We start from the raw sequence: 12,090 nt of genomic DNA, 5'->3' as shown, positions 1-12,090 counted from the left end.
ACCCTTATTGCGCTTTTTCCAGCAGCTTCGGTTTGGCAAAAATCATCCGGCCTGCGGAAGTCTGCAGCACACTGGTAACCAGAACCTCCATCGTAGTGCCGATATAATCACGGCCGCCTTCCACGACAATCATGGTGCCGTCGTCAAGATAAGCCACGCCTTGTCCATGTTCTTTGCCGTCTTTGATCACCTGCACAATAATTTCCTCACCAGGCAGAACCACCGGCTTCACCGCGTTGGCCAGATCGTTAATATTCAGCACCGATACGCCCTGGAGCTCGCAAACCTTGTTGAGGTTGAAGTCATTGGTAACAACCTTGCCATGCAGCACCTTAGCCAGCTTGACCAGCTTGCTGTCCACTTCGGAAATCTCCTCGAAATCGCCTTCGTAGATCAGCACTTTGACATCCAGTTCTTTCTGAATCTTGTTTAGGATATCCAGCCCTCTGCGTCCGCGGTTGCGCTTCAGCAGATCTGACGAATCCGCAATATGCTGAAGCTCCTCAAGAACAAACTCGGGAATAACGATGGTTCCTTCAATGAAACCCGTTTTGCAGATATCAGCAATCCGGCCATCGATAATAACGCTCGTATCAAGAATCTTATGCTCCTCAGGTCCCCGGCCCTCCGGTTCAGCAGAACGCCCCCAGCGTCCGGTAGTCCATAGCGAAGCCAGCTCTTCCTTCTTCTCCAGCCCGATCCGCAGGCCCATATAACCCAGAGCCAGGGTTGCTGCCACCTGCAGCAGCTCTCCGGCCTTGCCGAGCCAGGCCATGACCGGATACAGCAGCAGTGACAGCAGCAGACCTCCTGTAAGCCCTGCAGCGCCTGCAGCGAGTTCGCTCATCGGTATACGCGAACAATACTGAACCGCCTCCTGCAGTTTTGTACCCGCCCAATCCGCGCATAACGTCCCCGCAAACAAAAAAATAATGGCACCCAGCACCGCAAACAAAATGCTTCCTTCCACGGGCAAGCTATCACCCAGTTTTCCCATGCCTTCCGGGAACCCTCTTTCTGCTGCATGATATAGCGAATAACCGGACCAGGCTCCACATAACCCGGCAAGCGTCAAAATAATCTTTTTCCACATAACCAGCACCTCCTTCTATTCATCCAAAAATCATCTATACCTCACCAGTATGTTCCAATTTTTAGGACGATAATCCGGGGAACCGTTATTTTTTCTGAATCCATTAATTTTCTGGTTTGCAAAGCCCAGCCGTAAACTTCTATTCCTTATTGAAAACAGGGGAGGCCCTGGCATATAATGAACTCAATTACGAACCCAGGGGTGAATGGAAAATGAGCGCACCAAGTTTACAGGCTTTCCAGGATCAAGTTTCCGAACTGCTGCTCCGTCACCGCAGTCTTCTGGATGTAATGTCCAAGAACGGACAGAGCAGTGCATCCGTCAACCGAGCTGTCGTCAAATCCATTACTGAATGCGGCTGCATTCAGCTTCACGCAACCAAGCAGGTCTTCGAACCGGCTTTGGGACTTGAACAAGCCAAAGAGCTTGCCGGAACCCACCTAGAAGGTGAACTGTGTGAGAACTGCCGGGAGGTCATTGCCTCAGAACTGGGCCGGGAGCTGTTCTATATGTCTGCACTTTGCAATTTGCTCGATATTAATATGGACGAGGTTGTGTCTAAGGAATCGCAAAAATGCGCTACACTCGGATTATTTAACTTGTCCTAGCAGGGCTGCCCGCGCTCTCCTTCATCCGTTACCAATGCAGAAAAGGCTGTGCCTTCCCCTGAGTCAGGAAGGGCACAGCCTTTTCTGTATAGATAAAAAAAAGTAATACGTACGTAGTTAGAATTATCCGTTCTTGGAGTGATACACCTTATCCTCCGCATGTCTCTTCCTGCGGCGGCGTTGACGGCGGGCTGTCAAGAGGCCCAGGCTCTGTCTGAACCCGTATAGGGCATATAACGCAAGCAAAGCAAAGATCAGCTTGGCAATCTGTTCAGGGAAAACAACAGCTACCGCTACGGCGATCACAATTACTACAGGGGCACCTATAACTGCCTTTTTGGGAAAGCCGATCTTCTTGAAGTTAGGGTACTTCACTGTGCTGACCATCAGGTAAGACAACAGCAGGGTAGCGACAATCATAAACGGTGCAGATACATCTTTATGAAAAAGTGCCAGCGTGGCCAGAACGCCACCTGCAGCAGGAATCGGCAATCCTACAAAATATCCCGGAATTCCCGGGCGGACATTAAACCGGGCCAGACGCAAAGCTCCAAACACCGGGAAAATCGCTGTAATGGTCCATCCTAGTGCAGAGTTTAAATCCTGCAGGCTTGTGAGATACATAATGAGCGCTGGTGCCACGCCGAAAGATACTACATCGGATAAGGAATCCAGTTCCTTGCCGAACTCGCTCTCACACTTCAGCGCGCGCGCAACACGGCCATCGAGCCCGTCGAGCAGCATAGCGATAATCACCATGATAGCGGCCATGCTCAGCTTACCGTCAAACGCCATCATGATACCAAACATTCCAAGCATCAGATTACCGATGGTAAAAAGACTCGGAATAGATTTTTGTATCATTTCTTCACCTCAATTTTCCTACTTTGAACTTCATGGGTTCCCAATATTACGTGATTGTATGTTATTTACATTTGCCTGTCAATAAGAACTTGTTTCTGGAGCCGCTTCAGTCCGTCCTGAATATTGCGTGCCCGCACCTCGCCAATGCCGTCCACTTCATCAAGTTCAGCAATGCTCGCTGTCATCAGATTAGGCAGCATTTCAAAGCGTTCCACCAGATTGTGGATGATCACATTCGGCAGCCGCGGAATTTTGTTGAGCAGACGGTAACCGCGCGGAGTTACAGCTTCCTCGGATGCAATAGCCGTGGAGGAATAGCCCAGCAAGCGGGCAATATGGTTGTCATCCATCAGTTCATCGTCACTGCTTCGCTTCAGCCCGGCGATAATTTCGCGGATTTTGTCCTCCTGCTCCTCTCTTGCATAGTCTCTGTACAGAAGCCAGGCTTCTTCCTCTGTATTTCCGACCAATTCTTCCATCTGCATGCTGATCAGCCGGCCTTCATTGCCGAGTTCGTTAATATAACGCTTAATTTCCATTTTGATCCGCAATACCATTTCTACCCGCTGGATCACGCCGACTACCTCAGCCACCGTCACAAGCCCCTCATATTCGGCAGCAGAAAGGTTAGTCAACCCCTGTGTCAGCACGGCTTTGTACTTCTCTAGGGTCTGAATCGCCTGATTGGCTTTGGCCAGAATCGCTCCTATCTCCTTCAGCGCATAGCGGATAGAGCCCTGATACAGGGTGATTATATTCCGCCGCTGGGAAATGGAAACAACCAGTTTGCCGGTCTGTTTAGCCACCCGTTCAGCGGTCCGGTGACGGATGCCGGTCTCGATGGATGAAATGGAGGAATCGGGGATCAGCTGGGTGTTGGCATACAGAATCCGCTTCAGATCCTCACTCAGGATGATCGCTCCGTCCATTTTGGCCAGCTCGTATAAATAATTGGGTGAAAAATCGCAGTTAATGGAGAATCCGCCATCGACAACTTCCATCACTTCCGGACTGTATCCGACAACAATAAGTGCCCCGGTCTTCGCGCGCAGCACATTCTCCAGCCCCTCCCGGAAAGGTGTTCCGGGTGCGGCCATTCTAAGCAGATCATTCATATTATCTAATGGATTGTATTCTTTCATGTCCCTGTGCCCCCTAATCTAACGCGACCGCTAGTGCATCTGCTACGGTGCTGACGCCTATAATCTGGATATCCTGCGGATGCTTCCAGCCTTTCATGCTTTTCTCAGGCATAATTACCCGCCGGAAGCCGAGCTTAGCGGCCTCCTTCACCCGCATCTCTGCGCGTGACACCCCTCTCACCTCGCCGGTAAGTCCTACCTCCCCAAAAAACACATCATACGGCTTGGTCGGAATATCCCGGAAGCTGGAAGCAATACTGATGGCGACTGCCAGATCCACCGCCGGCTCATCCAGCTTAACACCTCCGGCAACATTGAGGTAAGCATCCTGATTCTGCAGGAACATGCCCATCCGTTTCTCCAGGACAGCAATGATCAGCGCCATTCTCTGATGATCCATACCTGTGCACATTCTGCGGGGCGAAGGGAAATGGGTTGCTGCAACCAGCGCCTGTAATTCGACAAGCACCGGTCTTGTGCCTTCCATGCTGGCTACAACCGCGGAACCAGCCACTCCGAGCGGCCGTTCAGAAAGGAACAGCTCGGAAGGGTTCTCCACCTCGGTAAGGCCAACCTCACCCATCTCGAAAATACCGATTTCATTGGTTGAGCCAAAGCGGTTCTTCACCGCCCGTAGCAACCGGTACGTATGATGACGTTCTCCTTCGAAATAGAGCACACAGTCCACCATATGCTCCAGCATCCGTGGACCGGCAATTGCGCCTTCTTTCGTTACATGTCCTACAAGTACCGTTGCAATTCCACGGATCTTGGCAATCCGCATAAATCTTGTCGTACATTCCCGCACCTGTGTTACACTGCCTGGCGCACTGGTCACTTCAGGCATAAATACGGTCTGGATCGAGTCGATGACCAGAAACTGCGGCTTAATCTGCTCGATTGCTTCTTCAATGCTCTCCATGTTCGTCTCACAGAGAACGTACAGTTCCGCCGACAACGCCCCGAGGCGGTCAGCCCGAAGCTTAGTCTGGCGCACCGATTCTTCCCCGGAGATATACAGAACGCGGAGCCCCTGTATTGTAAGGGCGTGCGATGTCTGCAGCAGCAGTGTGGACTTCCCGATTCCGGGGTCACCACCGACCAGTACTAGCGAGCCGGGAACGATACCGCCGCCAAGCACACGGTTAAGCTCTCCGATGCCTGTAAGGATACGCGGCTCTTTGTCACTTTCTATATTTATGATCGATTGCGCCTTTTCTTTACTCTGAAAAATAGGTGCATTCATGCCTTGGGTTTTGACTACGCTTTCCGTTTCTTCCACCATGGAGTTCCATTCCTGGCAGCCCGGGCATTTCCCGAACCATTTCGGTGATTCGTAACCACATTCGGTGCAGAAAAATTTTGTTTTTGGTTTGGCCATGTGCGCTCCTTACGGTCCGAACTTGCTAAAATTGCGGATAATTTTCTCTTAATCAAAGTTTACCATTTCTGCACACTGAACGAAAGGTCACTTAAGATCTACTTTTCGTTTGCGTCCTCCTTAACCTGCCTGATTCGGGGCAGAATTAATCACTCCGGACATATAAAAGCTCCCGCCCCTCTATACGGAGGAGCGGGAGCTTTGTTTCATATTGCTGGAAAATTATTCAGTTTCGACTTCCTTCTCTTCCTTCTCCAGGGAGAGCTCGGCCGGCACTTCCACTTTGGTTACCACAAGCTCACCGTTCACCTCATCAATGTTGAGGGAATCACCTTTCTTGATGTTGCCCTTAAGCAGCTCTTCGGAAAGGCGGTCTTCGATGTGCTTCTGAATCGCCCGGCGGAGCGGGCGGGCACCGAAGGCCGGGTCATAGCCCTCTTTGGCCAGGAACGCCTTGGCGCCGTCGGTAAGCAGGAAGTCTACATCATACTCACGCAGACGCTTGCGCAGCTCCTCGGACATCAGGGTAACGATCTCGGCGATATGCTTCTCATCCAGAGAGTGGAAGACAATGATCTCGTCGATCCGGTTCAGGAACTCAGGGCGGAAGCTCTTCTTCAGCTCTTCCATTACCTTGCCCTTCATATTGCCGTAATCGGCACCGGCATCCTGTACCGCCGTGAAGCCCAGAGTCGAATTCTTACGGATCGCTTGTGCGCCTACGTTAGAGGTGAGGATAATTAAGGTATTGCGGAAATCGACTACACGGCCTTTGGAGTCGGTCAGACGGCCGTCTTCCAGTACCTGCAGCAGAATATTGAATACTTCAGGGTGAGCCTTCTCAATCTCATCCAGCAGGACAACGGAATACGGTTTGCGGCGTACCTTCTCAGTCAGCTGTCCGCCTTCTTCATATCCTACATAGCCTGGGGGAGCCCCGACCAGACGGGATGTAGAGTGCTTCTCCATGTACTCCGACATATCGATACGGATTACCGCATTCTCGTCACCGAACATTGCTTCGGCAAGTGCCCGTGCCAGCTCTGTTTTACCGACCCCGGTTGGACCGAGGAAGATGAAGGAGCCCATTGGACGTTTCGGATCCTTCAGACCCGCACGCGCCCGGCGGAGTGCCCGGCTGACAGCCTTAACGGCTTCATCCTGCCCGATTACACGTTCATGCAGCAAAGACTCCATGTTCAGCAAACGGTCTGTCTCTTCTTCCTTCAGCTTGCTGACCGGAATGCCGGTCCAGCTGGCAACCACCTGTGCGATATCCTCAGGTGTAACCTGGGAGTCCGTACGGCCCTGTTTCTCTTTCCATTGGTTCTTCGTTGTGTCCAGCTCTTCACGGATCTTCTGCTCGGTATCGCGCAGCGCTGCAGCCTTCTCGAATTCCTGGCTTTGTACAGCGGAATCCTTCTCCTTGCGGATATCATCCAGACGCATTTCGAGTTCCTTCAGATTCGGCGGGATCGTGTAAGAGTTAAGTCTTACCTTGGAGCCTGCTTCATCAATCAGGTCAATCGCTTTGTCCGGCAGGAACCGGTCAGGGATATAGCGGTCGGACAGCTTCACAGCTTCCACAATAGCTTCATCCGTAATCTTCACCCGGTGATGGGCTTCATAACGGTCCCGAAGACCGAATAAGATCTGTACAGCTTCTGCAGGAGAAGGCTGATCCACCGTAATCGGCTGGAAACGGCGTTCAAGTGCAGCGTCTTTCTCAATGTATTTGCGGTATTCGTCAAGCGTTGTGGCACCGATGCACTGCAATTCACCACGGGCCAGAGCGGGCTTCAGGATGTTGGAGGCATCAATTGCACCTTCCGCACCACCGGCTCCGATCAGGGTATGCAGCTCATCGATGAAGAGCACGATATTGCCTGCCTGGCGAATCTCATCCATGATTTTTTTGAGGCGGTCTTCGAACTCACCGCGGTATTTCGTACCGGCAACTACAGAACCCATATCCAGGGTCATTACGCGTTTGTCGCGCAAGGTTTCGGGAATTTCATTGTTGATGATCTTTTGGGCCAGGCCTTCAGCAATTGCTGTCTTACCAACCCCTGGCTCACCGATCAGTACCGGATTATTCTTGGTACGGCGGCTGAGCACCTGAATGACACGTTCAATTTCCTTGCTGCGGCCGATAACCGGGTCGAGGTTGCCGTCCTTGGCATAGGCAGTCAAGTCACGGGCCAGACCATCCAGCGTTGGTGTGCTGACATTTACCGGAGCACCGCTATGACTTGAAGTGGCTTCACTGCTGCCCAGAAGCTGCAGCACCTGCTGACGGGCCTTATTCAGGCTGATCCCGAGATTGTTCAGCACACGGGCAGCTACGCCCTCTCCTTCACGGATGAGTCCGAGCAGAATATGCTCAGTGCCCACGTACGTATGTCCCAGCTTGCGGGCTTCGTCCATAGACAGCTCGATAACTTTTTTGGCACGAGGAGTATAAGCGATGTTGGTCGGTTGTTCCTGACCTCTGCCAATCAGCGTTTCCACTTCATCCTGAATCTTCTCCAGACCCAGACCGAGTCCGATCAGTGCCTTGGCGGCAATGCCGTCACCTTCACGAATCAATCCGAGCAAAATATGTTCTGTCCCAATGTTGTTGTGTCCCAAACGAACGGCTTCTTCCTGCGCCAGCGCCAGCACCTTTTGTGCTCGTTCCGTAAATCTTCCAAACATCATATCTCCTGCACCTCCACGGATAATATATATCTATAATTAATGTTGTGATCCCAGTGTCTCCCGGAGCAGCTTCGCCCGGTACATATCGCGTTCGGTAGACGAAAGCTCGTCGCCGAACAGCTTTTGCAGAAAGCCCGGCTGAGTCTTGACATTCAGCTCATTAAGCACTGAAATCGATGGCCCTTCCAGTATCCCCAAATCTACACCAAGCCTCAGATCGGAGAGCCGCTGTGCAGACTCTTTAAGCTCCATCACAGCCGCGTAGGCTAGAATCCCGTATGAACGTTTGATGCGGTCGGTAATCCGCAGGGCGGAATCCACAAGCAGGCGTTCCCGCGCGTTCCGCTCATGCTCTATAATCTGGGTGACTACGCTGTGGAGATTCTCAATAATCTCATTCTCGGTCTGACCAAGCGTAATCTGGTTGGAGATCTGAAAGATATTTCCTACTGCTTCGCTGCCTTCACCATAAATTCCTCTAACGGTAAGACCAACCTGATTAACTGCGGATAGAATCCGGTTAATCTGATGGGTCATGACCAGCGCCGGCAGATGAACCATTACTGAAGCCCTAAGCCCTGTCCCCACATTGGTGGGACAACTGGTCAGGTACCCTCTGCGGTCATCAAAGGCGTAATTCACAGCAGCCTCAAAGATATCGTCGATGGCTGTTGCCCTTACCCAAGCCTCTCTGACCTGCAGGCCCGGAAACAGGCATTGAATGCGGAGATGATCCTCCTCGTTGATCATAATGCTGACTGACTCGTCCTCATTAAGAATGACTGCTCCACCTTTGGAATCATCAGCCAGATTAGGACTGATCAGATGCTTCTCCACCAGTACTTTTTTATCCAGCTCATCGAGCTCATCCAGCCTCAGCAGCTGAAAGTTGCCGAAATCCGCAGAGGCTTCTCCCTGAAATACAGGAGCAAGCTGCTCCAGCACCTCTTCCGACTGCTGCGCAGACGCTAGTAGCGGGAAAGGAAGGTGCTCCAGATTACGGGCAATACGCATGCGGCTGCTGATAACAATCTCGGAATGACTCCCGCCGCAGCGCATCCAGTCACTGAGTGCTTGTTCGGTAAACCGGAGACTTGACATGTGGAATCCCCTCCTATATATCAAAGACTTTACTCTTGTGGCATTTCTTTTTCAAGTTTGCGGATTCTGTCCCTCAGCTCAGCTGCAGTTTCAAACTCCTCCTGCATAATGCTCTGCTGTAATTCCTGCTTCAGCTCGTCAATTTGGCGTTTACACATGATCTGTGCACCGGCGCGTTTGGGAAGCTTGCCCACATGGGCCGTACTTCCGTGTACCCGTCTGAAGAGCGGGTCTAGCGTGCTGTCAAAATATTTGTAGCAGGAGCTGCAGCCGAAACGTCCCAGCTTGCTGAACTGTGAATAGGTCATACCGCAGTTCTCACACTGCAGCCCCTGCACAGTCTGTGCGGCCTCTGACTTGCCCTTGCCTGCGCTCTCCAGATCAAGCAGTCCGGAAAGCAAGCTGTGTATGGAGAATCCTCCGGCAGTACCGGGGATAAGCTCCCCCTTTTCCCGCGCACAGCTTTCACAAATATGAAATTCTGTCTTCTCTCCGTTCACGATCTTCGTGAAGTGGAGTGTAGCCGGTTTGACCCCGCATTCCTGGCATAGCATAAGCGGTGTCCCTCCCTCACATTTTGACAATTATTTACCTAACAAAGAGATTAGCATGGCCTTCATTAGCTTGGCACGAATCTCATCCCGGTACGGCAGATTAACCGTCAGGCATTCCCGGGAAACAGCGGACCGCATAAGACACGCTTCACGCTTGGAGAGAAAACGGGCCTCCTCCAGCTGATAAATCAGTCCTTCGGCGGAATTCTGGTCAATATCATTCCCTATTGTGGAGTTCAGGTGTGCATACAGTGCCACATTCTGAGGCAGCTCGAAGCGCTGAATCCGGATATACCCTCCACCGCCGCGTTTGCTCTCCACTACATATCCCTTTTCCAAAGTAAAGCGTGTACTGATGACGTAATTGATCTGTGACGGCACACAGGAGAACTGGTCCGCCAGATCATTGCGCTGAATTTCCACCGTACCTTCGGGACTTTCATGCAAAATATTCTTCAGATATTGTTCAATAATATCGGAGATATTACGCATCACTCATCCTCCAGTGTGTAAGCCTTGGTTAAGCTTGTGCTGTGCCAACGTCCGCCGTCCATACATAGCTCTAAAGAATTTAACCCGGGGACTGAAGTGCGAATCGGCTGCAATAGCCTTCGTACGTAGCCCGACCACCAACTGTTACAATCCTAAGAACACTGCTGCCAGGCTCGCGTTGACTTTGACTTTCTTTGACTTTTTTCATATTATAACATATTCTCACTGAATTCCAAGTGGTTGCTCTTATTTTTTACTTTTTAACCGTATTGTATTCCGAATAGCTTCACGGATCCCATTGCAAGGAGTTATGTATATAAGGCTCCCCCTGCTTCTACGGTAAGCGGAAGAGCCTTCAGGTTTGTCAGAAAAAATCAAATAAAGCCGTTTGCGCCTGCGGGATCAGCCCCTCCAGCCAATCTACAGCTTCATGTGTACCGGATAACTGTCCATATCGGGCCATTTCAGCTGGACGTCTATATCCCATCAACAGCGCGGTAAGTGTACCAATATTGCATATAAGATCAGCGTTTGATCTATCCCCCTGGATCTGAGTAAATGATACCTCCCCATGTTCAGCTGCTGTCCAACGCCACAGGCCGTTATTCCAGGGGGCATGCTCATCTTCAATATAAAGCAGCCGTTCCTGAACGCCGCTTAGCACGTTTAAAGTCATGTTCTCCACAAAAGCCTTAGCTTTAACAATACGTGCCATGAAATATGGATAATTCTCCTGCGTAATCCGCGGATCGGGAAGGAGATACGGCAGGATATCATCAGAAGGCACCAGCTTCAATGAAGCTCCGGTGATCATCGAGTCATGGTTAGCCAGAAAAGTCCACAGCCCTTGGCGGGCCTTCTCATTCAGATAGACAAATTCATCAATGACCAGTTCTTTGTTCACTATTTTATACAGCACATACCCTTCCGGTTCACCCTGCTGCGAATAAAATACACACTGATGTGTATCTTCATCGAGTACTTTTTCCTTCCACCATTCCTCCGTACGCTGCAGTGTCCCGTTGTACCGGGCTGCAAATGAGACATACAGCTGTTGCAATACTTTAATATCAGCCGCCCCGCGCTTCACAGAGCCTCGTATTTCAGCCTTCCGCGGAAATTTATCCACAGGTATGTTGTATTTCTTATATTCACAATAGACTTCCCAGCCGAATTTCCGGTAAAAGGGGATTAAAAACGGGTGCAGAAAAGACAGCGTTTGACCCGCCTCGTTCATTGTTTGCAGCGCATGGGTCAGCAGCTTGGCCACATATCCCTGCCTGCGGTCCTCCGGCCACGTGGCTACACCGGCTATTCCGCCCATAGATACGGGCTTGCCCTGTATGTATGCCTGCAGGGGAAGAAGTACCAGCTTGGCACATAAACTCGGTCCTTCGAATACTCCCCATATTTGTTCGGGCTTGAACTTCTCTCTGGCGCGTTCCCTGTCTTCTCCGGACACCTTGTACTGAAAAGCATATTCAGACAAGCCTAAGCCTTCTTCAAAATCATCTGCATGCAATTGCCTTATTTCCATGCTGCTCACCCCGTTAATGAATTTATAGAGATAGAGTCCAATAGTTGCTCAGATTGAGTATATCAAGCAAATTGCCCAGAAGCTAATGAGGTACAAAAATAGCCCGTGAACAAAAGTTATCCACAGGCTTGGTACAGTAAAACAAAAAACCGGAAAGAGTTTCTTCCCCGCAAAAATTAGTTATCCACGATTCATATTTATCTATCCACAAAATTCACTTTTTATCCACAAAAACAGTGGATTACTTAGGTTTTTTCTTGACTCATTCGCCTGAATATGCGTTTCAGTCCACATTATCAGGGAAAAGACTTCTTCCTGAAATTGTATCCACATGTGCGTAAGTTTTCAGCAGTTGCTGAAATTTATCCACAGCTTTTCCACAACCCTGCACAAACCAAAAAAGCCATTGTCGATTGCTCAACAATGGCTTCATGTGCTTGGCGGCGTCCTACTCTCCCAGGACCCTTCGGTCCAAGTACCATCGGCGCTGGAGGGCTTAACGGTCGTGTTCGGGATGGGTACGCGTGGAACCCCTCCGCTATCGCCACCAAACATGCGTCTGTGAAACAGACGCTGCCGCTTGAAATTCGGTTCATCACGGATGTGTGAATGAATTTC

General features: G+C 50.7%; 10 protein-coding genes and 1 rRNA gene. 1 reads left to right on the top strand and 10 read right to left on the bottom strand.

The annotated features are described in order from the left end of the window. Positions 1–4 precede the first annotated feature (4 nt). Complete coding sequence (locus tag MKX70_RS08825) at positions 5–1,093, bottom strand: PIN/TRAM domain-containing protein (protein WP_042240017.1); 1,089 nt, start codon at positions 1,091–1,093, stop codon at positions 5–7. A gap of 212 nt (positions 1,094–1,305) precedes the next feature. On the opposite strand from MKX70_RS08825, the gene MKX70_RS08820 reads away from it, so the two are divergent. Next, the gene (locus MKX70_RS08820) at positions 1,306–1,701 is read left to right on the top strand and encodes a hypothetical protein (RefSeq protein WP_039298549.1); all 396 of its coding nucleotides are present in this window, start codon (positions 1,306–1,308) and stop codon (positions 1,699–1,701) included. Between the two features lie 123 nt (positions 1,702–1,824). Here the strand turns inward: MKX70_RS08820 and pssA are convergent, their stop codons facing one another. The 9 genes from pssA to rrf form a co-directional block, all read right to left on the bottom strand. Then, positions 1,825–2,565: a CDP-diacylglycerol--serine O-phosphatidyltransferase gene (gene pssA / locus MKX70_RS08815; RefSeq protein WP_039298546.1), complete on the bottom strand. Its 741-nt coding sequence runs from the start codon at positions 2,563–2,565 to the stop codon at positions 1,825–1,827. 65 nt (positions 2,566–2,630) lie between these two features. Further along, positions 2,631–3,707, bottom strand: a complete 1,077-nt coding sequence (gene disA / locus MKX70_RS08810; RefSeq protein ID WP_039298543.1) for a DNA integrity scanning diadenylate cyclase DisA — start codon at positions 3,705–3,707, stop codon at positions 2,631–2,633. Between the two features lie 13 nt (positions 3,708–3,720). Beyond that, positions 3,721–5,088: a DNA repair protein RadA gene (gene radA / locus MKX70_RS08805; RefSeq protein WP_340839924.1), complete on the bottom strand. Its 1,368-nt coding sequence runs from the start codon at positions 5,086–5,088 to the stop codon at positions 3,721–3,723. 222 nt (positions 5,089–5,310) lie between these two features. Further along, entirely contained in the window at positions 5,311–7,788 is a 2,478-nt protein-coding gene (gene clpC / locus MKX70_RS08800; RefSeq protein ID WP_042240021.1) for an ATP-dependent protease ATP-binding subunit ClpC, read from the bottom strand. A gap of 36 nt (positions 7,789–7,824) precedes the next feature. Continuing rightward, on the bottom strand, positions 7,825–8,889 hold the full coding sequence (locus MKX70_RS08795; RefSeq protein ID WP_039298534.1) for a protein arginine kinase: 1,065 nt from the start codon (positions 8,887–8,889) through the stop codon (positions 7,825–7,827). A 29-nt stretch (positions 8,890–8,918) separates the two neighbouring features. Then, positions 8,919–9,443 carry a UvrB/UvrC motif-containing protein gene (locus tag MKX70_RS08790; protein ID WP_039298531.1) on the bottom strand — a complete coding sequence of 175 codons (525 nt, stop codon included), beginning with the start codon at positions 9,441–9,443 and terminating at the stop codon, positions 8,919–8,921. A 30-nt stretch (positions 9,444–9,473) separates the two neighbouring features. Continuing rightward, a complete protein-coding gene (locus tag MKX70_RS08785) occupies positions 9,474–9,935 on the bottom strand; it encodes a CtsR family transcriptional regulator (protein WP_039298529.1) in 462 nt (153 codons plus the stop codon). 364 nt (positions 9,936–10,299) lie between these two features. Next, entirely contained in the window at positions 10,300–11,472 is a 1,173-nt protein-coding gene (locus MKX70_RS08780; RefSeq protein WP_042240025.1) for a GNAT family N-acetyltransferase, read from the bottom strand. Between the two features lie 435 nt (positions 11,473–11,907). Further along, positions 11,908–12,024, bottom strand: a 5S ribosomal RNA gene (gene rrf, locus MKX70_RS08775). Between the last annotated feature and the right edge of the window lie 66 nt (positions 12,025–12,090).

Source organism: Paenibacillus sp. FSL R7-0312 (assembly GCF_038004445.1).
GTDB lineage: Bacteria > Bacillota > Bacilli > Paenibacillales > Paenibacillaceae > Paenibacillus_AQ.
Note: the sequence above shows the minus strand (reverse complement) of the source record. Positions and strands in the feature narration are given on the sequence as shown.

Coding starts and splice junctions, on each gene's coding strand:
- MKX70_RS08785 (WP_039298529.1), bottom strand. CDS start 9,935: ATGCGTAATATCTCCGATATTATTGAACAATATCTGAAGAATATTTTG.
- MKX70_RS08780 (WP_042240025.1), bottom strand. CDS start 11,472: ATGGAAATAAGGCAATTGCATGCAGATGATTTTGAAGAAGGCTTAGGC.
- MKX70_RS08825 (WP_042240017.1), bottom strand. CDS start 1,093: ATGTGGAAAAAGATTATTTTGACGCTTGCCGGGTTATGTGGAGCCTGG.
- MKX70_RS08790 (WP_039298531.1), bottom strand. CDS start 9,443: ATGCTATGCCAGGAATGCGGGGTCAAACCGGCTACACTCCACTTCACG.
- radA (WP_340839924.1), bottom strand. CDS start 5,088: ATGGCCAAACCAAAAACAAAATTTTTCTGCACCGAATGTGGTTACGAA.
- MKX70_RS08820 (WP_039298549.1), top strand. CDS start 1,306: ATGAGCGCACCAAGTTTACAGGCTTTCCAGGATCAAGTTTCCGAACTG.
- disA (WP_039298543.1), bottom strand. CDS start 3,707: ATGAAAGAATACAATCCATTAGATAATATGAATGATCTGCTTAGAATG.
- pssA (WP_039298546.1), bottom strand. CDS start 2,565: ATGATACAAAAATCTATTCCGAGTCTTTTTACCATCGGTAATCTGATG.
- MKX70_RS08795 (WP_039298534.1), bottom strand. CDS start 8,889: ATGTCAAGTCTCCGGTTTACCGAACAAGCACTCAGTGACTGGATGCGC.
- clpC (WP_042240021.1), bottom strand. CDS start 7,788: ATGATGTTTGGAAGATTTACGGAACGAGCACAAAAGGTGCTGGCGCTG.